Annotated in this window: 8 protein-coding genes and 3 pseudogenes; 1 reads left to right on the top strand and 10 read right to left on the bottom strand. The window is 62.5% G+C overall.

Annotation, left to right across the window (positions count from 1 at the left end; genetic code table 11):
* The 5 genes and pseudogenes from B4968_RS06875 to B4968_RS06855 form a co-directional block, all read right to left on the bottom strand.
* Positions 1-693: a 4'-phosphopantetheinyl transferase family protein gene (locus B4968_RS06875; protein ID WP_083097701.1), complete on the bottom strand. Its 693-nt coding sequence runs from the start codon at positions 691-693 to the stop codon at positions 1-3.
* A gap of 41 nt (positions 694-734) precedes the next feature.
* Complete coding sequence (locus tag B4968_RS06870) at positions 735-5,471, bottom strand: MupA/Atu3671 family FMN-dependent luciferase-like monooxygenase (protein ID WP_083097699.1); 4,737 nt, start codon at positions 5,469-5,471, stop codon at positions 735-737.
* Entirely contained in the window at positions 5,468-6,478 is a 1,011-nt protein-coding gene (locus tag B4968_RS06865) for a glycosyltransferase family 2 protein (RefSeq protein ID WP_083097697.1), read from the bottom strand. Before B4968_RS06865 ends, B4968_RS06870 begins: the two co-directional genes overlap by 4 nt.
* An 8-nt stretch (positions 6,479-6,486) precedes the next feature.
* Positions 6,487-13,040, bottom strand: a pseudogene (locus tag B4968_RS06860) (type I polyketide synthase).
* 333 nt (positions 13,041-13,373) lie between these two features.
* Positions 13,374-14,838: pseudogene (locus B4968_RS06855) on the bottom strand (hypothetical protein).
* A gap of 269 nt (positions 14,839-15,107) precedes the next feature.
* Here B4968_RS06855 and B4968_RS06850 point away from each other — a divergent pair.
* A complete protein-coding gene (locus B4968_RS06850) occupies positions 15,108-15,860 on the top strand; it encodes a WecB/TagA/CpsF family glycosyltransferase (RefSeq protein WP_083097695.1) in 753 nt (250 codons plus the stop codon).
* Between the two features lie 239 nt (positions 15,861-16,099).
* Here the strand turns inward: B4968_RS06850 and B4968_RS06845 are convergent, their stop codons facing one another.
* From B4968_RS06845 to B4968_RS26065, 5 genes and pseudogenes are all read right to left on the bottom strand, one after another.
* Positions 16,100-17,071: a glycosyltransferase family 2 protein gene (locus B4968_RS06845; protein WP_083097693.1), complete on the bottom strand. Its 972-nt coding sequence runs from the start codon at positions 17,069-17,071 to the stop codon at positions 16,100-16,102.
* Positions 17,064-18,167 (bottom strand): glycosyltransferase family 2 protein, encoded by a 1,104-nt coding sequence (locus B4968_RS06840; RefSeq protein ID WP_083097691.1) that lies wholly within the window; start codon positions 18,165-18,167, stop codon positions 17,064-17,066. The genes B4968_RS06845 and B4968_RS06840 overlap by 8 nt, the downstream gene beginning before the upstream one ends.
* 157 nt (positions 18,168-18,324) lie before the next feature.
* A complete protein-coding gene (locus B4968_RS24145; protein WP_241525614.1) occupies positions 18,325-19,275 on the bottom strand; it encodes a translocation/assembly module TamB domain-containing protein in 951 nt (316 codons plus the stop codon).
* Positions 19,269-21,851 (bottom strand): translocation/assembly module TamB domain-containing protein, encoded by a 2,583-nt coding sequence (locus B4968_RS06835; protein ID WP_241525613.1) that lies wholly within the window; start codon positions 21,849-21,851, stop codon positions 19,269-19,271. The genes B4968_RS24145 and B4968_RS06835 overlap by 7 nt, the downstream gene beginning before the upstream one ends.
* Positions 21,851-23,725, bottom strand: a pseudogene (locus B4968_RS26065) (autotransporter assembly complex protein TamA). Before B4968_RS26065 ends, B4968_RS06835 begins: the two are co-directional and overlap by 1 nt.
* Positions 23,726-23,763 lie beyond the last annotated feature (38 nt).

The raw sequence follows: 23,763 nt of genomic DNA, 5'->3' as shown, positions 1-23,763 counted from the left end.
TTACACTCGCAGCTCGTCTGTGGTCACCATGAGACCCGCGCCAATGGCAAACCGGCCGGAGATGCAGTCGCCACAGGAAAAGGGCGGCTGGTCAGCACAATACCGCGCGGTAAATCTCTGGTTTTCGACATCAATGTTCAACTCCATACCGTCAAACCCATAGTAGCGCGCACTCAGGGTGAACTGGCACTTATAGGCGGCTTCTTTGGCGGAAAACACCAGCTTTGCCATTTGGCCGGGCTTGGCCTGTTGGCGCAGCCAGTCCTGTTCGCTGACCGAGCAGATCGCAGGCCACAGCTCATCCGCCAGCGGTTTGTCCTCTTCCACATCAAGGCCCAGGCCTCGGATGTCACCTGCCGCCATATTTCCGGCATGGGCAACAACAGCCATGGCGCAGCTGCGGGTATGACTGATCGATCCCACCAGTCCTGCGGGCCAGATCGGCGCGCGGTTTTCAGCCACTGGAATGGCCTGCACAGGTGCGCCCAGCAGCGCCATTGCCTGATGCGCCGCGTCGCGTCCGGCGGCAAATTCCTGGCGTCGTTTCGCCACCGCATTAGGCGACAGGCAGGCGGCCTCTTCGGCAAAAGGTACCGCAGGCTGCCCCAGCGGATTTGACAGCGCCAGTGCGATATCGTTGGCAAAGAGCGGCCGCACCAGGCTGTAGCGCTCTGTCTCAAGACTGCTCGCCAAAAGCTCTGCCGGGTCTGGCTCTTGCGGTTAAATCTCTGCTGTCATCCTGCCCGTGCTTTGCGATTTGCCCGCATGGCGCGTCGTTTCGACATGGTGTCGGATTTGGCGGCCTGTGTGGCGTCATCTGTCACCGGATCATCGGGCTTTGCGCCGCCGCCTGCAAGGGTCTCAATATGGCTGGCGAGACCGGCAAGGGTTGGAAAGCGAAAGATATCCGTGATCGAAAGCTTGCTGAGGTTGAGGGCGGCGCGAATATCGCGGTGGGACTGCACGGCCAACAGGGAATGCCCCCCAAGGGCAAAGAAATTGTCCTGTGCTCCGATGCCCTCAACCCCGAGGATCCGGGACCAGACCTTGGCGATCTCGTCCTGAACCCCGGCGCTGAGAGGAGACACTGCACCGGCGTCATGCGCCTGACCTTCTTTGGCCTGTCCTGTTGCAACCTGTGTTGAAGCAGTCTGCCCACCTGTGATCTGTGCACCTGCGACCTTGCCGGGGACTGGCGCGGGCAGCGCCTTACGGTCGATTTTTTTGTTGGGTGTCAGCGGAAAGGCGTCCAGAACAACGATATGCGCCGGAACCATGACAGCCGCAAGGCTGCGCGCCAGTTCGGCTTTTGCGGCAGCAAGATCTACCTGCTTGCCACTTTCCAGGCTACTCTCCTGGGTGATATATCCGACTAGCTGCACATCCGCGCCAAGCTGGCGTTCCACCACCACAGCGCCGGTGACATGGGGCTGGGCGGCGAGGGCGGCCTCAATCCCGCCCAGCTCAATGCGCTGACCACGGATCTTGACCTGATGATCGGTGCGGCCCAAAAAGGCGAGCTGGCCATCTGCGCGCCAGCGCACCAGATCGCCGGTGCGATACATCTTGCCCGCCGCAACAGGGCCAGCCGTGTTTGGATCGGGAACAAACCGCTCTGCGGTCAGATCGGCGCGCTGCCAGTAGCCGTCCGTCACCCCAGCGCCTGCAATATACAGCTCACCTGCAGCGCCCATGGCCACCGGGCGCTGGGCCGCGTCCAGCACATAGAGCGCGGTATTGGCCACGGGGCTGCCAATAGAGGTCACGCCGTTGGGCACCTCTGCAAGGGTCGCAGAGCTGGACCAGATTGTGGTTTCGGTCGGGCCATACATGTTGTGGATCTGCGCAGGCGTTGCTTCGCGCAGGGCGCCAACCAGATCGCCGGGCAGGGCTTCGCCGCCAACCAGCAGATGCTGCAGGCGGTGCATAACCATGCGGGCCTCGTCGTCCTGCACCAGCATGCGTGCCATCGAGGGGGTGCATTGCATATGGGTGACGCCGTGCCGCATCATCTGGGCCGACAGGGAATAGTCATCTGCTGCCAGCTCCTGCGCCGTATTGGCGCGGCGCAGCACCTCGGCCAGCGGTTTTAGCCCTTCCAGCACCACCTCCGGCGCAATGCCATAGTCGATGAGGCAGGCGATTTCATCGACGCCAATGCGCTTCAGCTGCTCGGTGCGCGCCAGAGCGTCCTCAACGGTGCCAAACAGACCGGACTCTTCAAAATAGCGCTCAAAGGCAAAGTCCAGAATGGCTTCCAGCTCATCTTCGCCCAGCATATCCAGCTGCATCTCAAAGGCATTGTTGACGCCCTTGGGACGTTTGAAGGCGGGAAAGGCCCAGGCATATTGCTTGATCAGGCCAGCGGCGGCGCGCAGGTAATCCTTCATCGGCTCGCGGGCAATGCGGCGGGCGTCTTCGCGGCTCTCGGCGAGATAGCTGTGCAGCATCAGCGTAACCTTATAGTCGGCAGGATCGCGCCCCGAGGCGCGCAGGGCATCGTGATAGATGCGGATCTTGCCGCCGACCTCTTCAATGCTTTGGCCCAACAGATGCGTCAGCACATTGGCGCCAATCTCACCGGCCTCGCGCCAGGTGTCGGGGTTGCCAGCGGTGGTGACCCAGACCGGCAGCTCTGCGCTGACCGGGCGCGGCTGCGTCACAACGGCGTGCATAGAGCCATCCTGACGGGGAAAGGCGACCTCTTCGCCGCGCCAGAGTTTGCGCAGGGTTTCGATTGTTTCAAACATTGCGGGCTTGTTGGCGGGGGGCGTGTTTTCCGGGCGCAGCACAAAATCATCCGGCTGCCAGCCCGAGGCAATACCAACCCCGGCGCGACCATTGGTGAGGTTATCAATCACCGACCATTCCTCGGCGATGCGGGCCGGGTGGTGCAATGGCGCCACGCAAGAACCCGCCCGCACGCTGAGATTGCTGGTCACAGCCGCAACGGCCGCGCCTGTCACCGCAGGGTTCGGGTAGGGGCCACCAAAGGCGTGAAAATGGCGTTCCGGCGTCCAGACCGCATTAAAGCCATTGGCATCGGCAAATTTCGCGCCTTCCAGCAGTAAATGGTATTTACGCGGCCCGGGGCCGTCGTCATTGCCCCAGTAAAACAGATTGAAATCCATCCGCCGGTCCGAGATCGCAATGGGGCCATTGGACAGCTCAAGGCGGCTTTCATCGCTGGACAGCACCAGTTTAAAGCCACGCGACAGGGTCCAGAACAGCTCAAGCACCGAGATGTCAAAGGACAGCGAGGTCACCGCCAGCCAGGCATCGCCCGCCTTATGGGGGATGCGGGCATCCATGGCGGCAAAGAAGTTCGCCACATTGTCCTGCCGCACCATGACGCCCTTGGGCGTGCCGGTCGAGCCGGAAGTATAGATCAGATAGGCCAGATCGGTGCTGGCTGCTGCGCTGGTCACATTTGCCGCGCTGATATCGGCGGCAGGTACAGAATCCACCGTAACAATCTGCGCCTCGGTGGCTGGCAGCTCTGGGCGCAGGGCCTCTTGTGTGACCACAACGCTGGCCTGGCTGTCAGACAGATAATGGGCGATGCGCGCGGGCGGGTAGGCGGGGTCCAGCGGCACATAGGCACCGCCTGCTTTTAACACCGCAAGGGCGCCCACCAGCAGATCAGCCGAGCGTTTGATATAGACGCCCACATGGCTGCCAGGCGCGACGCCCAGCTGTTGCAGCCTGGCGGCCAGCGCATTGGCGCGGGCATTGAGGGCAGCATAACTGTAGTTTTCACCTTCAAACACCAGGGCTGTGGCCTCGGGGGTGCGGGCGACCTGGGCCTCAAAGGCCTGCTGAATAGTGGTCTCGGCGGGCAGAGCGCAGGCGGTCTGGTTCCAGTCCTGCAGCAGGGTTTTGCCCTCGGCCTCGGGCAGGATGGGCAGATCCGGGAGGGGCGTGTCGTTGTGAGATGCGATGACACCCAGCACCAGCTCAAGCCGCGCGGCGAGCAGCTCCGCGGCCGTGCTGTCCAGCTGGGCGTCATCTACATGCAGCGCCAAGGCGCCCTCACTCAGCGAAACGGTTAGCATGCAGCCTGGCAGGGCGGCATCGCGATCCGCTGATATCCCGATTGCAGGCTGGCTCTGCGGACCCAGCTCTGGGGCACGGCCCACCAGATCCAGGGAAAAACCGCCATACTTGCGGGCCTTATGGATGTCTGTTCTTATCCGAGTCGTCAAAGCGGTAACAGTGAGATCTCGCGTCACCTGCAGCGGAATCCAGTCTGAGATCAGCGCCTTTGCACGCAATGCGATAGTCGCCCCGGTAGCCGCTGCTACTGGAGTGGCAAAGGCAACATCTGCCTGCTCTTCACCGGTGCTCAGCAGCGCCCAGGCGAGGCAGGCGGCAAGGATTTGTTCCTCGCTCAGATCTGACGGCAGAGACAGGACATGGCGGCTGCTGCCGGTACTGGCACCGGTCTGGTGCGCCAGTGGCACGGCAACGGGCTGCATGGCACCCAGCGCGCGGCGCCAGTGGCTTTCTCCGGCCTGCGATTTGGCCAGTAATTCGGCCTGAGTCTGTGCCAGCTCAGGGCTTAACCCCGGCAACTGTTCACCGGGCGTGACCAGAGCAGGAAAATCCAGCGCCGTCCCCGCAAGGGTGGTGACATCTTGCAGCGCAATGGCGCCATCAGAGGTGGCAACCGTCACCACAGCGCCCGTGACCGAGAGCACTGTTCCGGCTGAATCAGAGCCATCGGAACCAGCGCCCTCAGCGGGGCTGGCTTTGCCAACGCGCAGGATCTGGTCAGCCAGCAGCAGTTTGGCGCAGCACAGCGGATTCCAGTAGGGGCCAAAATCAAGAGCGCGCACCAGCTGGCACAGCGCCTGAGCTGAAGTGTTGAAATCCAGAATGGCGCCCGCTGCCGGGCGATGACCCTTGCCGAAATAACTGCGTGCACTCAGGTCCTGCGGCTGGCGCTGCAGCTCATTTGCGGCCAGTTGTTGCAGCACCTCGCCAAAGCTGTCCATGGCGGCGGCGTAGCATTTGGAGTTGAGGCTAAAGGCGGTCTCATCCGCGGCAATGTCAAACAGGCGCTGGGCAAGGATACCGCCCTCGTCAATGCCGCCCTCCATCATATGCCAGGTAATGCCGTGCTGCACCTCTCCTGCCATAATGGCCCAGTTGGGCGTGTTGAGGCCGGCATAGCGCGGCAGGGGGCCATCGTGAAAGTTCACCGCCCCTTTGGAGGCCTGCGCCAGCACCTGATCCGGGATCACCCGCAGGTTGGCAATCGAAAGCAGCCAGTCAAAGGGGGCCGTGATTTCCGCCGGGATCTCACTTGGGGCATCCAGAACGGGCAGGTCTTTGTCCCGGGCCCAGGCGCGAATGTCGCCATTGGTCGAGACCACAGCCGCAATTGTGTGGCCCTCGGCCAGGACTGCTTCGGCGCAGCCGATCAACAGGGATTCATTGCCGATAACGACACAGGAAAAATTGCTCATTTGAGGTCCTCCGAAACCGGGGCGTGAAGGCGCGTTTCACTCGATGCAGCAGGCGTGCGGCTGATGGGACGCAGCGCATTCGCGATGAGGTCACCGAGAAAATGGTTGGGGTCGGCCTGCGGTTTACCCTGCACCAGCCGACGGAGTTCGTAAACGCCGCAGCCTGCAATGCGCGCCAGCGTCGCCAGCGCAGCATAGAGCCTGCCGTGAGATGTGGTGAAATAGTGCTGGCGGGACTGAAACCAATAGGTCGGCGTGCGGGCCCATTGTTGCATCCCGGTTGAGGCAGAGCCCACATGCGCCACCTGACTGTCCGGTACGTAATGCGTCTGCCATCCTGCATGCAGGGCGCGGCGACACAGATCTGTTTCTTCAAAATACAAAAAGAAAGTCTCGTCAAAGCCGCCGGTCTGTTCAATGACCGCGCGGCGGATCATCAGGCTGGCACCGGCTGTCCAGGCCACCTGGGTTCCGGTCTTTGGGATCTCCATTGCGACGACCCAGGGCGCCAGCAGCCGGGTAAAGATCCCGGTGCGCGCGCCCATCTCAAACTCGCCGGCAATCGACGGAAAGCGAAAGGCGGTGCGGTGCGGTGTGCCATCTGTGCCCTGCACGTATGAGCCCGCCAGCCCGGCGCGGGGATGGGCGGCAAGAAAGTCGCGCAGGGTGCGAATGGTCTGGCCCTGCACAAAGGCGTCTGAATTCAGCAGGTAGTAATAGTCCGGCCCGGATCCATCTGACAGCCCAGCGGCAAAGCCGATATTCATGCCCGCGCCAAAGCCGCCGTTGACCATAGAGCGCATCAGCCTGATTTTGCCGCTGTCTTGCCAGCCGCGTATCGCCATCCCCGCCTGCAACGCCTCCCAGGAGCCATCTTCTGAGCCGTTATCAATCACCAGCACTTCACCGGGGAGATCTTCCATCTCAGCCAGGGCCGCCTCGGCCGCCTGCAGCGTCATCTCGGGCGTGCGGTAATTCAGGATGATTGTGAGGATACTACCGGTCATTGTGATGGCTACTCCGCTGCCTGCGAGAAGGAGGATGCCCCGCGGGAGGGCGGTGACTGGGCGTCCTGTGCGGCCGCATCCGCAGAGGCGAGCCCCTGTTCCAGCCGGGGTTTCACAGCTGCCGCCAGAGTGCTCACATTTGGCACCAGAACCATGCTGTCATGATTGCCCGGAACCTCGATCACCTCAAGGCCGGGGGCCCAGCGCGTCCAGTCATTGTCGTCAAAAACATATTCGCGCTCAGGGCTTACCCAATTGCCGCGCGAGACCTTCCAGTGCCGGTCCAGCGGTGGGCGCAACAGCGTCAGCGGCCCGCTCCAGGGCTGCAGAGCATAGGTTTCCACCGCGTGGCGGAAACCCATCTCGATCTCGCGGTTGTTAAAGGCCGGGGCCTGGTTGGTCGGCACCGGAGTTCGGCGCCGCTTGCTGATTTCCCACAGGATACGGGCCTTGGCCCATTGCAAAAGATAGCCCGCGCCTTTTTTGCGCAGCTCCTGCAGTTTGATCAGTGCCTTGTCCACAGGCGTCAGGCCGGGGCGCACCGGTAAAGGCGTGTCGAGCAGGATCAGCGCCGCAGTTGTGTCGCCCAGCACCCGGACCTGCTGCGCCATCTCATAGGCGGTGATGCCACCGCCGGAGAAGCCCCCAAAGAGATAGGGCCCCGTGGGCTGGATCTGTATCACCTCGGCCAGATAGTCTGCGGCGGCCTGTGCGATGTCTCGGTGCGGCGTGTCACTGCCCATCAGGCCGCGCGCCTGCAGACCATAAACCGGGCGGTCGCCGCCCAGCTCTTGCGCCAGTTGACGCAGGTTCAGCACATTGCCAAACATGCCAGCCACCAAAAAGACCGGCGTGGCCCCGCCACCTGGGCCGGGATGCAACTGCACCAGATGGGTATAGCTGGCAGGGCTGCTCTGGTCAGTCTGGTCTGAGCTGGGAGAGGCAGAGCTGTCGCCGCTGCCCTGCGGGCCGCCCTGATCCAGTCCCGGACCGCCCTGTTGCACGACCAGCGCCGCAAGTTTGGCAACGCTGGGGGCCTCAAACAGGATTGATAGCGGCAGGTCGACCTCAAACTGGCGTTTGATCTGGGCAAAAAGGCGCACCGCAATCAGCGAGTGGCCACCCAGATCAAAGAAACTGTCCGCAACCCCGACCTGCGATACGCCAAGCAGGCTCTGGAACAATCCGGCAAGATGTTCCTCAACGGGATTTGACGGCGCGAGATACGCGGTGTCCAGATCAGGCCGCTCAAAACTTTGACCACCGGCGGAACTGTCGGCGGAACTGGTGTCGCTGCTGATCTGATCCGCTTGGGTAATCAGCGCGGGCAGATCAAGCGACGAGACCACCACCTGACTGCGCCCCGTCGCCAGCGCGCGGCTCAGCGCTTTGGGGCCCTCATCGGCGCGGATGCCATTGGCAAGATTGCGCTGGAAGCGGCGTTCCTCCTCGGAGAGCGGCTGTGGTGTAGCCCCTGCCACCAGACCCAGCGCCTGCGCGGTTGCATCGGCACTGTCCTGTGCCGGGGAGGCGTCAAACCCGGCGTCAAGCCGTGTCATCTGAAAGCCTGTGATCTCGACCAGAACCGCGCCCGTGGCATCGGTGAGGGTCACGTCAAAACTGGCGCTTTGGGCGGTGGCGCCGTCAGCAAGCCGCATATGGCTGTAAACTTCAGCGCCCAAAGGCGCAAAGATGCGAATGCTGCGATAGGCTAACGGCACCCAGAGCGTTGCGTCGTCATAGCCGGGGACCAGCGAGATCGCCCAGCCGGTGGCCAGATCCATCAGTCCGGGATGCAACTGGCAGTGATCCTGCGCCGCCGCCTGTGGCAGCTCCAGGCGGGCCAGGCCTTCGCCGGCGCCCAATGCCATCTGCTGCAGGACACGCCAGCGGGGGCCAAAATTCAGATGCGCCTCTTGTGGCGAGCGCAGAGGGGCTGCGGCACTTGCTGTCTGAACCTCGGGGCAGCGGCTGTAGATTGCCGCCAGATCAATCGGTTGCGGCGCCTGCGTCGCGGGCAGCAGGGCAACCCTGGCCTCACTGTTGAGGGCATAGCCGCCAGCATTGAGGGCGCTGTGTAGGGCTATATCATAGCCCGCCTCCTGGCCCTCTAAGCGCAACACGATCTGGCGCGGGGCAGTCTCTTCGACCACCAGTGGCCGCAGGAAATACAGATCACTGATCTCAAAGGGGGCGGCAAGATCCAGGGCTGTCAGGGCCTCAGAGATCCATTCGATATAGCCAGTGCCGGGCACCAGTGCTGTGCCAGCTTTGGTGCGGTGCTCATCAACAAGCCAGCTCTTTTTGGCCTCAAGCTGGCTGAGAAAGATTGGATTGCCAAAGCCGTCAAAGCCGGTCTCGTCCAGCAGGGGCTGGGCGCAGGTCTGGCGCGCCGAGGGGCCAGCGCCCCCCTGGCGTGCTACCATGGCTTCGGCCGCCATGCCGGTGTCGGCCCATATGCCCCAGTCAACTGCCACAACGCGGGTCTTGCCGCCCTGCCGATGGGCGGCGTAGGCGTTGAGGTATTCATTGGCTGCGACATAGTCGATCTGTCCGGCGGGCCGGGTAACAGTCGAGGAAGATGAGAACAGCAGCATGAGATCCAGCGTGCCATCCGGGAACAGCGCGTCCAGCACCCGCAACCCGGTGACTTTGGGGGCGAGAACCCGGGCAATCTGCACCTCTGGTTTGGGCCAGAATTGGCCCGTCCTCAATCACGCCAGCGCCATGGATCACACCGCTGAGCGCGCCAAACGTGGTCTCGGCCTGATCCACAGCGGCGCGCATCTCGGCGCTGTTGCAGACATCACCGGTAAGTGGCAGGATTTTTCCGCATCCCAGCGCCTCAAGTGCCCGCACGGCGCGGATGCGCTGGGCGATGCGGTTGGCGGGACTGTGGCTGGCGACATAGCGCTCCCAGCTGTCGCGTGCGGGCAGGCCTTCGCGCGACAGCAGCACCACATTGGCATTGAAATGCTGCATAAAAGGCGCCGCTGTGCTTAGCCCGATGCCGCCATAACCGCCGGTGATCAGATAGGTGCCGCCGTGTTTGAAACCGGCAAGATCAGGTTTGGCCGCAGAACTGGCGCCTGTGTTGGCTCCTGTGCTGGTGCCCGTGCTGGCCGCAGAACTCGTTTCAGGGCTTGCCGCGGGCACTGCCAGACTGCGCCAGCTCTTTTCAAAACGCATGTCTCCCCGCCAGGCGGCGATTGTATTGCCAGGCTCGGCCAGCATCTCTTTCAGCAGGCGCGAGGTGATTTCCGGGGCCTGATCGCCACGCAGGGATGCCAGAAAGCTGGGAGGGGGGGGCAGTTCGATGTCGATCGTGGCGCAGGTGAGCATGGGGAACTCACGCGGAATCACCCCGCAAGGTCCGGCAACCGTCGATTTCTCCGGGTAAGGCAGGGCTTCGGATCTCACCTGTGCGGCGCCGGTAGTAAAGACGCTCAGATGCACAGGCTCTGCCATCTCAAGCGCGCCCAGCTCTTGTGCCAGCGCGGTGAGCGATGAGAACCCCATCTCCAGATTGCGATCAAAGAAGGAGGAGCCGGGACGGAATGTCTCGGTCTCGGTGACCAGCCAGAAATGGGCAATGCGGCTTGGCAGCGCTGCGGCCTCGGTCAGATCTGCCAGAGCGCGCCATAGCCAAAACGCCCCTGCTCAGGCGCCAGAATATAGCTGTCATCGTCCAGCTTTGCATAGGTGTCGCCAGGGTGCACCAGGCTGACGCGATGGCCAGCGGTGCGCAGCTGTGTGGCGGCGGCGGCTGCATGACCACAGTCATCTGCAAAGAGCAGCCAGTTTTGTGGGGCCTCACCCAGCTCTGTCACTATATCCACAGCGCAGTCGGCCAGTCGCTGCCGCCAGGCCGGGCGGTAGCCCCAGTCCGCGATCGCGTCATGGCGCCGGGGCAAGGCTACGTCTTCTGGCTGTTGTTGCGTGCCCGGCGCGATGAAATAGCGATTCCTTTGGAAGGCGTAGCCGGGCAGCGCGAGGCGATGGCGCGTGGCCTCACCCCAGATCTGGTCCCAGTCGGCCTCAACGCCGCAGGCCCAGAGGCGGCCAATGATGCCAAAGAAATAGGCATCATCCGCGATCTGCTGATCCGGGTGGCGCAGCGCGCTGAGCACCTGAGCAGGCTGAACAGCGGGTGACATCTGGGTCAGGGCGCTGAGGGCTTTGCCGGGGCCGACCTCAAGAAACACCCGCCCCGGTGTGGCGGCGAGGCTTTCGATACAGCTGGAAAAGAGCACGGTATTGCGCAGCTGACCAACCCAGTAGTCGGGGTCTGTAGCCTGCGCAGTTGTCAATGGCTGACCTGTGCGGTTTGAGATCACCGGGATCTGAGGCGCCGCAAGGCTGAGCCCGCGCAAAAAGTCGCCGTAGTCTTGCAAGATACCGACCAGCATGCGGGAATGCGCTGCGATGTCGATCTGGATGCGCTGGAAATCGACCTCTTGCAGCGTCAGCTGCGCCGCCAGCGCGTCCAGTGCGGCCTGCGGGCCGGACACAGCGGTCAGGCTGGGGGCGTTGACGCTGGCAATGTCGAGATCGGGCCCGATCAGCGCTTTGACTTCCTCCAGCGGCAGAGCAATGGACAGCATGCCACCAGCAGGCACTGTGTCAAACAGACGGCCCCGCAGCAGCACCAGATCAATGCAGTCCTCAAAAGACATCACCCCGGCCAGACAGGCGGCGGTGTTTTCGCCCATCGAGTGGCCCACCAGGGCCGTGGGGCGCACTCCCCAGCTGATCCAGAGCTGTGCCAGCGCGTATTCCAAAATCATGATCAGCGGCAATTGCACCGAAGGCTTTTGCAGCTGGGCATTTGCGGCCGCCTCATCGCCCTCTGGCGGCAGCCAGAGCGCGCGGATGTCATAGTCGAGCTGCGCCTGCAAATGATCCAGCCCCCGGTCCATCCAGTCGGCAAAGGCGGGCTCGGTCTCGTAGAGGTCGCGCCCCATGCCGGCATATTGCGCCCCACCGCCGGGGAAGGAAAACACCACCTCGGGGGCATCGCCCAGACGATCATGACTAAAGACCTGGCGCGGATCACTGTCGCGCAGCAAAGCGGCTGCTTGGAGCGCGGTTTCGGCCACCAGCACCCGGCGTTTGGCAAAGCCGCGCCGCCCCTGTTTCAGGGTATAGGCCACATCCGCCAGATCCACATCCGGGTTGGCCTCAAGATAGCTGGCAAGGGCGGCGCTGTTGCCGTCGAGCGCCGATTTGGACTGACCCGACAGGCACAGAATGTGAAAGGGGAAATCGCTTTCCTCGGAGGGGGCACGTACGGGGGCCTCTTCCAGAATGGCATGGGCATTGGTGCCGCCAACCCCAAGCGCGTTGATGCCGGCCCGGCGCGGCCCCTGATGCGAGACCCAAGGGGCTGAGCACGGCATTCACCCGGAAGGGAGAGCTGTCAAAATCAATCGCCGGATTGGGCGCTTCATAGCCCAGCGAGGGGGGGATCTCGCCGTGTTTCAGACCCAGCGAGGTCTTGACCAGCCCGGCAATGCCTGCGGCGGTGTCCAGGTGGCCAATATTGGTTTTGACCGAACCGATACGGCAATAGCCCGTCGCATCGGTGCTGTCGCGAAAGGCCTCGGTTGAGGGCTGAGACCTCAATGGGGTCGCCCAGATAGGTGCCGGTGCCGTGGCATTCGACATAGTCGATGGTCTCAGCCGAAATATCTGCCGCATCAAGCGCTTGGCGGATGGCGCCTGCCTGACCGCCGACCGAGGGCGCCAGATAGCCGGCCTTGTCGGCGCCATCGTTGTTGATTGCGGTGGATTTGATCACGGCCCAGATATGGTCGCCATCGGCCTGGGCGTCCTCAAGGCGGCGCAGGGCGACGGCCCCGGCGCCAGAGCCAAAGACGGTGCCCCGGGCACGGTGATCAAAGGCATGACAATGGCCGTCGGGGGACAGAATTTCGTTTTCTTTATAGAGATAGCCACGCCCCTGCGGCATATCGATGGTAACACCGCCCGCCAGCGCCATGCCACATTCGCCCTCGCGCAGGGCTTTGCAGGCGTAATGCACCGCCACCAGCGAGGTCGAGCAGGCGGTCTGAATATTGACCGAGGGCCCTTTGAGATCAAAGGCATGGCTGACACGGGTGGTGAGGAAATCCTTGTCGTTGCCGGTGTGGCGCAGCAGGAACATGCCGACCTCGTCCACCAGCGCGGGGTTCGAGCAGATGTTGAAGTAGAAATAGCTGCCCATGCCGCAGCCGGCATAGACGCCAATCGGCTCTTTCAGGCTTTCTGGTGGGTGGGCGGCGTTTTCCATCGCACCCCAGGCCACCTCAAGAAACTTACGGTGCTGCGGGTCGAGGATGGCGGCCTCTTTGGGGCTGAAGCCAAAGAACTCAGCGTCGAAATCCGCAAAACCGTCGAGCAGGGCCGCGTGCGGCACGTAGTTGGGGTCGCTCAGCGTGGTCTCAGAGACCCCTGCGGCCAGCAGGTCTTCTTTCGCCAGTGGGCAAATCGATTCAATGCCTGCGCGCAGGTTGTGCCAATAGGTCTCAACCCCGTCGGCACCGGGCACATTGACCGACATGCCAACGATGGCGATATCCCCGCAATACTGCTGGGCGGGAGCGGATTGATCAGCTGTCTTTGCCACGAAAATCACAGACCTCTAAGCTCGGCGACTGTTACATAACTCTCCTTGGTGCAGATACCACCCTGCCGACGGGGGATATTGGCGAGGCCAAAGGAGGCGATGGTGCGCTGGGCACCTGTTGTGCAGCGGCGGCAATCAGGGGGGATGGCCCGCCGATTTTGTCGCCATTGCGAATCTTTTACACCAGGAAGACACTGGTTCATCTATGCGGCCAAGCTGTGAAGACCAGGTGATCAAATCGCAGGTTATCGTGAAAATAATAGGGCATTATAGCAAGCTACGGGCATGGGCGGCAGGGGGCTGAGGCACCAGCGCCTGCGCCCCCTCAAAGAGCGGTCGTCGTTTTTCAAACAGGCCCGGATAGCGCAATCGTTCCGCATAGCCCAGGATTGAGCCGGCACAGAGCCAGGTCATTGGCACCAATGTGTCATTCAGCATCATATCCACCATGGTTGCCGCGAGGATCAGCGCGATAGGGGTGGCAAAGGGAGAAATCCCCTCTTTGCCACGCCGCCGGATTTCACGGCCCTGCAGGGCCAGCGGCAGGCACAACAGTCCCATCTCAGCCAGATACCCAAGCCAGCCAAACGAGCCAAAGACCAGGATCCAATGGCCATCAGGGATCGAGATGATGGAGCCGGTTTCCGAGTCGCGTACCAGATTGCGGCCCCAGCCTCCCCAGCCAAACCAGGGCTTTTCTGCAGCGCGTTGCAACATCATGGCCTCGTTGTCGAACCTGTAGCCCAGCGACTGGGCCCGCTCGGCGCTGAGCGCTTCGGCCTGGGCCAGGATGGCTTCGGTTGGGATCAGGCCAAGGTTGCGCAGCATCGGGTAGGTGATGGCGATGGCCGCCAGCAGCAGCGCCGCCCGGATCTGCCAGCGCGCCGAGGCCAGCGCCACCATCGGCACAAAACTCAGGCCGTAGGCCAGTGAGGCAAAGCTTTTGCACAAGATCAGAACCCAAAACAGATAGGCCGCAGCCATTGCCAGCCGAATCCGCTCGCGTCCCTGCGCCGCCCGCGCCAAAGCTGCCGCCGCCAGCACAGCCGAAAACATGAACAGGGCCAGCCACAGCGAGTGGGGCATGAACACGATAGGACGAAAGCCGCCCTGGCGCATGGTTTGCGAAAAATTGTGCTGAAAAAAACCATAGACATTGATGTTGATCTGCGGGCTGAGACGGATCTCGATCAGCGAGGGAATAGAGTAGGCAAGGCCGGCAATACAAAAGGCCAGCAGCAGCTCTTTTTGCCCCATCTCAGAAGACAGATACCGCCGCGCCAGCAGAAACGGCATCAGAATGATGATCTGATTGATCATAACCGATCCCAGATCACGCCACCTGAGCCCCGGCAGCATATCAACAATGAACACAATCGGGTCGGAGCCGGCCAGCACCTCAAAGATGATCGGATCCCCATTGGTCATCACGGTGGGCACAACGGCAAAGGCAAACAGCAGGGTCAGCACCTTAGCCAGCGGGTGGCGCGGCAACAGAGGCACTTTTTTGCGCAGCAGACCGACGCACAGAACAAAGGCCATGATCGACGGAATGGTGAATTTGTCCATGTCAGGCACCAGTGGCAGGTCAAATTCGGCCACCGGCGGCAACAGCATATAGCCGGCCAGAATGCACCACAAAATCGCCCGTTCTGGCGAAAGACGCCGGAACAGCACCACACTGACCACGGGCCAGATCAGCAACATCCAGATAGGCGAGAGCGTTGGGCATGGGTGTTAGCTAGGGTCCAATTGCGGCAGGTCGATGGGATTTTAATGACCCGGATCGGACCATTTCATCTCAAAGTTAAAACATTTCCCTATCCATTGTCCTGTGTTCTTGCGCGTAGCCCATATTCCAAAGGCGAAGCCGGGCGATACAAAAGGCTATGAAAACCAACCTTGTTCGCGAGACTTGAGCGGGGGTCAGAGGCAGGCTATTACGCTAAGCTGCACAGGACAGGCCGCATCCGTTCCGGATTTTGCAGCAGGGGTAAGCAATTGTTTTTTGAATTTCAAGACCAGCGTATCACAGTGAACCTGCCAGATCAGGCCGCGCTTGAGAGCGAGGTTCTGCGGCGTTTTTCTACGGGCGAAGGCTTTGCGCTTGCCACTATAAATCTGGATCATCTGGTGAAGCTGGCCCAGTCAGAGAGCTTCCTTGCGGCCTATTGCGGCCAGGATCTGGTGGTTGCGGATGGGCGCCCCATTGTCTGGCTGTCGCGTCTTGCGGGGCGCCCGGTGGAATTGCTGCCAGGCTCTGACCTGGTTTTGCCGCTCTGCCGTCTGGCAGCGGCAGCGGGGGTGCCTGTTGCCCTGGTCGGAAGCACGGATGAATCACTGGGGGATGCGGCAGCATCGCTGCAGGCGCAGGTGCCGGGGCTGGATGTGGCCTGGTGTCATGCGCCCTCGGGTGTTGTTCGACCCCGAAAGCGCCGAGGCGGGGGCGATTTTAGAGGCGCTGAAAAGCAAAGCATCCGGCTGTGCTTTCTGGCGCTGGGCGCGCCGAAACAAGAGAGTCTGGCGCATCGGGGCCGGGGTGAGGCACCGGCGGTTGGCTTTGCCTCGATTGGAGCCGGGCTTGATTTTCTGGGCGGACATCAGACCCGGGCGCCGCTTTGGGTGCGCAAAATTGCAATGGAATGGCTGTGGCGGGCCCTGAGCAGCCCGGTGCGGATGATGCCGCGCTATGCCAAGTGTTTTGCTATTTTGCCGGGGCAGATCGTCAAAGCGCTGCGTCTGCGAAAGCGCTAGACACAAAGGCTGGTGAGACAAAGGCTGGCGAGACGAAACCTGCGGGCTGCAGGACAGGCAAAGGAGTGGCTCCCGCGCCCGCAGATGGCGGCTGCGCCCCCACCTTGGCGGCCTTGGGCCCGGCGCCGCCTCTTTTGAGGCGGCGCGGGTGTGGATATATCTGGCCCCTGTTCTGGTCTCTGTGGAGTAGAATGGATTGGAGTGAGGGGCGAGGGCTGCACAAATGCGAGCCGCCTGGGCTATTTATATTCCAGTATCGCGCGGTTTTTACCCCGCAGCCGGTTCCACCAGTATTCGGCAACGCCTGCGCATTCGGCAAATTTTCCCAGCACCGAGAAAAACCCTGGTAAAACCCCTATCCGGCGCGACAGACGGAGCCATTGCAGCGGGTAGATCAGCCCTGCTATCAGGGCCCAGGGTGAGAAAAACACTGCGGCAATGATGACAAAAAGCGGCAGCAAACCGCCCCAGATCACAGCGCGCCCTGTTTCGCGGACCCAGTGCCGTTCGGGCGGGGCCCCATGCAACGCGGCACCCTCTGCAAAGGCATGGCCGGCCCTGCGGCTGCGCTTCCACCATTGGTCAAATCGTAGGATCTGAGCGTCATGCAAACTCCTTTCGGCATCGAGGCGCCAGATTTTCCAGCCGGCCTGACGCAGGCGCAGGCACATCTCGGGCTCTTCTCCGGCAATGAGATCAGCACGGTAGCCTGTCACCGCGCGCAGCGCGTCCAGTCGCATCAGGGCGTCGCCACCGCAGGCCTTGGTCTCTCCGATCGGGGTGTCCCACTCTCTGTCGCAGAGGTGGTTGTAAATGGAGGCCTCGGGGAAGCGTTCGCGCCGCCGGCCGCAGGTCACCGCCACCTTTGGGTGCTGTTGCAAAAAGGCGCAGGCCAGCGCAACCCAGGTCGGGTCAACCGTGCAGTCGCCATCAACCAGCTGCACAAAACCCTCCTCATCGGCCAGCTGGGCCAGCCCGGCATTGCGGGCGCGGGCGGCGGTAAAAGGCTGCGACATATCCAGGGCAACAACCTCGGCGCCGAGGCGTCTGGCGGCAGCAACAGAGCCGTCACTGGAGCCGCTGTCGACATAGATCAGCCGCTGTACCTGTGGTTTCAGTGAGGCGAGGCAGGCCAGAAGGCTTGCGCCCTCGTTGCGGCCAATCACAACGGCGCTGAGCGTGGGCTGCTTTGCGAGGGGTATCTCAGCCATGCGAGGCCTCGTTGGTCTGTGACGGGGCTGCTTTGCTCTGTGACGCGGCTACGCTTTGGCTCAGGACGGCGGAATAGGCGGGATCTGCCTGTAAAAACCCCTGCTGTTGCAAGGTGGCAATACCGTCAAAACACTGCGCCTGCGGCGACCAGAGGCTGAGGTCCGGCTCCTGTGTCAGCACCGAGAGGCGCAAGCGGTCCTCGCCATGGGAGATTGAGGCCCGGGCCTGCGAGGCCTTGTCGCGCGCAAGGGCGTCATTGGCAAATTTGTAGTGCTTCAGAAGTGCACTCATCGGGGCCAAGCGCAACCCGGTTGAGGCATGCGGATGCAGGGCCGCCTGCACGCCGGGGCCGACAAAAATCAGGGGATGTTTGCTGAGACAGCAGGTCTCGCCAAAGACCTTGCCGCGGATGCCGCCAAAGAGAACAGGCGGCACAGGGGCAGGGCCGCTATTCTGACGCAGAAAATACGCAAGCCCCGTCGCGGCGCTACTGTAGTCATGCGTGGTAATTGTGCTGATATCAAAATGGGTAAACTGCTCCAAGACCTGTGGGTAGGGCAGGTTTGCGACCGCGCTCAAAGGGGCTTTGGGGAACATCTCAAGCATTTGCGCCATCAGCCCGGTGTAGCCCTGTTCGGTCAGGTAGCGGGTCAAGCCGCTGAGCCCAATCTCGGCACGTCCTTCAAAATCAAAGATCTCGTCCATGTCGACAATCAAACACCAGCGATCTGCGGCATAGCGCTGGGCCGCGTAGTTGCGGAAATCGTTTTCAAAATCGCCCCAGTGCAGGGTGGATTGCAGGATGACGACGCCCGGTTCCTGCCGCAGCCGGGCCAGCGTTGTGTCACTGGAGCCATTGTCGAAAAAGACAAAATGCGACAGGCCAAGGCTGCGATAATGGTCAAAAAACGCGTCGAGATAATAGGCGCCGTCCCGGACCAGCGCGACCAGAACCACCTCATCCGGCGCGGCGACACGGTGCCTGGGCCCATGAAGATGCCGCAAAGAGGCGTGAAACTTCTGCAGATGCAGCCAATGTTTCATGCGCTTTACGATGCGGGCCAATATCGAGGGCCGCCTGGGCTGATCCGTCATGCAGTTTGGCCCTCTTGGCTGATGTGGCGGGTTCGGCAGGCAGACTAGGCGCCTGCGGCGTTTTGGAAAAGGGCTTGCGTTGCATATGGGTGAAATTGTCAGATCCGCAGGGCGCGGCGGCCTGACGCCCCACTGTGCATTTAAGGCGCGCCAGCTGTCAGTAATCGCGCTTGAACAGCAGGCCAATGCCGCTTTCGCCCTGGCTGTCGACCGTGCCCTTGACCGTTATGTTGTTCGACAGGTCCAGGTTGATGCTCAACTCGCTGTCGCCGCGGGTGTTGACGTTTAGGTCGGTATAGGCCTTTGCCCCGAGATAGCCGCCAATGCCAACGAGGCCCGAGCCGCCATTGTCCAGTCCCAGATCCACCCGGTCCGCGCCGGTGCTGTCGCGCAGCCCGCGCTGTTGCGTGCCAAGACCACGACCGCTGAGGTCCAGCGCCGATTTGGCCAGGCGGGCCAGGGCCAGCGGGGACAGATCGGCAATGTTGTCGCCAAACAGCAGCAGCGCCAGAGCCTCTTCGCTGGGGCGGGGCGGATCCGAGGTGACCTTGATCTCGGGGGCATCCACCGGTCCCGAGATCTCCAGCGTGGCGCTGCCCGTGGAAGTACTGGCCGAAGAGGTGAACTCAAGATAGGGCTTCAGGTTGCCCAGCAGGGTAATGCGGCCTTCATCCAGATCCAGCCTGCGACCGAGAATATCAAAGGTGCCGCGCACCAGACTGATCTGACCAGAAGGGGCCAGTGCAGCAGTACTGCCCCGCAGATGGATCTGGCCTCCCAGTTCCGCGCGCAGGCCACGGCCGCGGGCATAGACGCGATTTGGTGCATCAATCATCACATCCAGCGCGATATTGGTGCTGGAGCCGCCTGAGGCATTGCTTTGAATCAGACCGGCGCGGGCGCGGGTCAGCTGGCTGTGGCGCGGCTCGGCGATGTGGCGAATGGGCGGAATAGGAGCAGCTGAGATGGCGCCGCCGGCCGTGTTGAGATTAATATTGGTCTCACCAACATTTATGCGTCCGCTCAGGCGGCTGTTGCTGCTGAGAGCGCCGGACAAGGCCAGATCCCCGTTCAGCAGCGTCTCGTAGCTCAGACTATCGGTTAGCACGACATCTCGGATGCCAATCTGCAGCGCGCCCTCAAAGGGCGAATTTCGGGCAACGGCCCTTCAATCCGTACCGCGCCCCCATCGCGGGGGCGGGCGGAGACCAGTATCTGGGCCTGGGCACCCGCCAGAGTCACGGAGGCTGCGATATCATCCACGCGCAGGGCGGCCGCGGGCAGCGCCAGTGAGGCGCCTGAGGTGGTGACGCTGCCGCTCAGGGCGTCCAGACCGGGCGCGCCTTTCAGAGTGAGATCAAAGGCGGCACTGCCCTGCACCAGGTTGGGGCTGATAAAGGGATTGGCGCCCTCAAGCCGCAGCGCGCCTTTGGCGCTGAGGTCGGCCAGACCGCTGGCCTCATCAAAACCTCCCGAAAGCCGGGCCTCGGCACCTGCAGGCGCCTTGGCGTCTGCTGTAATTTGCCACTGCCCATCGCGGCGCAGCGCCTGGCCAACTGCTGTCACTTTGCCGGGCAGTTCGGGCACAAATCGCTGCAACTCGGCCAGAGCCGCGTCAAAGGTGAAATCGGCATCGCCGTCCAGTTGCACCGCGCCTTTCAGGCTGGCAAATGAGGCATGCGGTCCCGTGAGCTGCACCGCGCCCGTCAGGCTGTCGCCATCGCGAACAACATCACCGGCCAAGGCCAGAGGCCCCGAAATCTGCGGCACAAACTGGCCAAGCTCTTTGAGTTCGGCGCGTAATTGCAGCGCGCCTGCGCGACTGTCCAGATCACCACTGGCCTCGGCTGAAAACTGGCCGGCCTCCAGATGGAAGGTGTCGACCCGCAGCCCTTCGGCCCCGCGTCCGCCTTTGAAGGTCAGAGCCAGTGTGCCCTGAGTTATGCGATCCAATTGGGCAATGCCTGCGGAAAGCCCCTGACCCTGCAGCGCCAGATCTGCCTCAAAGGCGCCTGAGAGCGGTGTGAGCGACCCGTCTATCTGCGCCTGCACAGCACCGGCCAGCGGTTGCCCCGCCAGGGCGGAAAACCGTGCCATATTTGCGGCCCCGGCACGCAGATCTGCAGTGATCTTCAGGCCTGCCTGCAGTCCTTCAAATGTCACATCTCCGCTGGCCTGATAGTCACTGCCCTGCAGCAAGACCTCCTTGAGCGCCAGCGCGCCGGGGCCTTCGGAGGTGAGGCCGGTGGAGAGGGAAATCTCGGTGCCGATGGCCGCAGCCAGCGCTGGGTCGCGCAGCTGCAGGCCCTGCAGCTCTGCCGTGATCTGACCGTTGAGGGCAGCCGCCGCTGCACCCTCTTGTGTGAGCAGCCCCTCGGCCGTCACAACGCCGCTGGCGACCTGAGCCTCCGGATGGTTGAGCTGGCGTAGCTCTGCGGTGACACTCCAGGGCCCATCGCTGGTTTTGCTGGCCAGTATTTCGGCGCGCGCCAGATGGGTGTCCGCACCGGGCAGAGGCAGCAGGATTGCCGTCTGCCCCTCGGGGGCCGTGATGGCGGCGCGCAGGTTGGCCGTGTCGAGCACGCCAGTCGGCGTGAGCGCCAGTGCGCCCGATATACCCAGCGCCCGGGTGCGCAGTGCGAGGCTGTCGAGGGTGATACCGCGGTCCGCTGCGGTATCGCCGCGCAGGCTCAGCGCCAGATCCGGGCCAAAGAAGGGCCGGTAGTCGGCCTGCAGCAAGGCGTCGATGTCGCCGTGCAGATCGGCGCTGAACCGGATGCCGCCTGGGGAGGCTGTCTCTTGCGTCTCGCCCTCCCTGGGCGCAGCCGTACTGCCTGTAGGCAGGCCGTCAGAACCTGCGGCAGCAGGGTTGGCCATGAGCACGACATTGCCAGCAAGCCGCTCGGTGCCATCGGAGGCCAATGCAATCTGGGCGGCAAAATCCTCAACCGGGCCATCACCCGCGATGCTGAGGCGCAGGCTGGGGCTGCCCGGCAGCTTGAGAGCGGTCGAGATCAGGCCCCCTGTAGCCTCGTCCAGCGCCAGATCGAGGGTGATTTGGCGGCTTTCATTGGCATAGCCTGCCTTCAGAGCCAGCCGGTCGCCGGGCTTGTCGAGGCGGTTGATCTGCAGCTCGGTGGCGAGGCTGGCCTCCGCAAACCTCAAAGACCCCTGCAGATCCAGACTGGCGGCAAAGCCAAAGAGCTCTTTGGCAAGCTCGATGCGCCCGACACTGATTTCGCCAAGGTCTATTGCGACTGGCAGCTCTGGCAGCTGAAAGGGCGTGGCCTCTGGGGTGGGCAGGCTCGGGTCTTGTGGCAGGGGCTGCGGCTGGCGCAACACATTTATCTCAGAGGCGGTGAGGCGATTGACCGAGAACTCTCCGCGCAGCAGGGCCAGCCGGGTCCAGTCCCGCCCGGCGTGGATGAGTTGCAGCCAGACGCCCGCCTCATCCGCCACGGTTATCTTTTCAATGCTGGCCTGCGACGACAGGGCCCCCGTGAGGCCGCTTACCGAGATGAACTGACTGTCGCTCGACAGGGTGTCCTCGATAAAGGTTTCGAGATAGCTGGGTTCCGCTTGGCTGTCTTGTTGGCTGTCTTGCGCCGCCAGCGGCGTTAGTGCCGCGAAGCACAGCGTAGTTGCTGCCAGCAGCGTGGCGCGCAGGGGAGAGAGAAGACGCATCAGAAAGACTGCCCAATACCGATGTAGAATTGCAACCCGTCGTCGGTGCCGCCATCCACCGGATAGGCGAGGTCGACCCGCAACGCCCCGTTGCCCGCCACATCATAGCGCAGGCCCAGCCCGGCGCCCGAGTGGCTTTGCGAGGTGCTGGAAACAAAGGCATCGCTGTCGACATAGCCAATATCAAAAAAGCCCACCAGCGAGAGTTTGTCGTTCAGTTTGCCGCGTATTTCGCCGGAAAGAGCCAGATAGCCGCGCCCGCCGGCCGTGTTGCTGCCGATGGGAATGCCAAGCGACTGGTACTCGTGGCCGCGTACAGATCCGGCACCACCGGAAAAGAACAACAGCGTCGGGGAGGTGTTGCCCAGCGAGGGGCCAATGACCGACCCCAGCTGTGCGCGCCCGGCCAGAACGATGCGATCATCATGACCCAGCCCGTGATAAACCCGCCCGTCCAGCTGCACCTGCAACCCGCTATCGGTGCCATCGAGCCCAAAGAAAGGCGTCAGACGCGCATCAAGGAAATAGCCCTGGGTGGCGTCAACCCGACTGTTGCGTTGGTCATACTCGGCCCGCACATAGCCGGTGATGTATTTGAACCGGCGCTCGCCAAAGGCGTCCGAGGCGAGGATCGTGTTAAAGCCAATGCTGGCTTCGCCAAACAGCTGGTCGGAATAGACCCGGCGCACACCAATAGCGCCCAGCCCCTGGGTCGCGGTATAGTGTTCTTCATCCAGGCGTTCTGCCTCTAGCAGGTAAAACAGGTTGTCATCCGGCCCCAGGGTGGCAGGCCGGTCCAGCCGTAGCGCGATGCGCCCGTCAATATCGTTGCTGCTGCCCAGACCGCTGAGGCGGGTTTCAAAGCGCAGTTTCTCGGCACCGCCAAAAAGGTTGCGATGCATCCAGGAGGCGGTGATCTACAGCCCGTCGGTCGAGCTGAGTTCGGCGCCAAAGGTAAGACGGCGGGGCGGCAGGTCCTCTACCTCAAAGGCGAAGTCCAACCTGTCATCGAATGTGGCCTGATCATCGACCCGTAGTGTCACCGAGGAAAAGGCGCCCGTGCGGCGCAGACGGGCTGCCGATTTGGCCAAAAGATTCGGATGATAAATCTCATCGGTGGGAAACCCTGCGATCCTTTGCAGGGCCTCAGGACGCACGGTACTGCTGTTGGCGGGCCGGAGCGTGCCAAATTTCAGCCGTGGTCCGGGGGCCAGCCGCAGCCGGGCGTCCAGTGTATTGGCGCGATGATTGGCGGAGATGTCCTGCTGGGCCATGCGGACCTTAGGGTGACCGGCGTTTTGCCAGGCCTGCAGCCCGGCGGCACCGGCCGCGCTCAACACGGCGGTATTGGCGGGTTTGCCTGCGCTAAAGCCTGTGGGGATCTCCACCGCGCTGGCGGCAGGCCAGGGGGTGATTTCGGCGCGTGAGAAGCGAAAGCTGGGGCCGGGGGTGACGATGATCTGGATCTTGTCTATTCGGCGCGGTTGGTTCAGCGGTTGAATGTGGGCGGCCTCGACCCCATCCAGCTGGATGGTCACCTGCGGTGAGAAATGCCCGGCGTTATAGAGCACCTGAACCAGAGTGCGGTAATCCGACAACGCGGCGGCCAGCAGCTCTTGCACATCTGTTTCCGCACGGGCTGCCAGTACCGAAGATGCGGCCTGCAGTTGCGATGCTAGGTCTTCAGATGCGCCGGGAGAGGTCAAGACAGCCTCGGCGGCCCTCCCAGCTGTTGGCGCAAACAGCCCAGTCAAAGTAAACCCGGTCAAACAGAGGCTCAGGGCTGTCGTCCGCAGTGAAGTCCGCAGTGAAGTCCACAGTGAAGTCCACAGTGCAGTGCGCAGTGCAGTGCGGAGGGACAAATTGAGAAACATGGGCACTCCGGGCAGCGTGCAAAAAGGGGGCGTAACGC

The organism is Pseudophaeobacter leonis, from assembly GCF_002087335.1.
GTDB classification, from domain to species: domain Bacteria; phylum Pseudomonadota; class Alphaproteobacteria; order Rhodobacterales; family Rhodobacteraceae; genus Pseudophaeobacter; species Pseudophaeobacter leonis.
Note: the sequence above shows the minus strand (reverse complement) of the source record. Positions and strands in the feature narration are given on the sequence as shown.

What these genes read in the sequence shown, in the direction of transcription:
- B4968_RS06870 (WP_083097699.1), bottom strand. Translation starts at nt 5,471, where the DNA reads ATGAGCAATTTTTCCTGTGTCGTTATCGGCAATGAATCCCTGTTGATC.
- B4968_RS06865 (WP_083097697.1), bottom strand. Translation starts at nt 6,478, where the DNA reads ATGACCGGTAGTATCCTCACAATCATCCTGAATTACCGCACGCCCGAG.
- B4968_RS06845 (WP_083097693.1), bottom strand. Translation starts at nt 17,071, where the DNA reads ATGGCTGAGATACCCCTCGCAAAGCAGCCCACGCTCAGCGCCGTTGTG.
- B4968_RS06840 (WP_083097691.1), bottom strand. Translation starts at nt 18,167, where the DNA reads ATGACGGATCAGCCCAGGCGGCCCTCGATATTGGCCCGCATCGTAAAG.
- B4968_RS06835 (WP_241525613.1), bottom strand. Translation starts at nt 21,851, where the DNA reads ATGCGTCTTCTCTCTCCCCTGCGCGCCACGCTGCTGGCAGCAACTACG.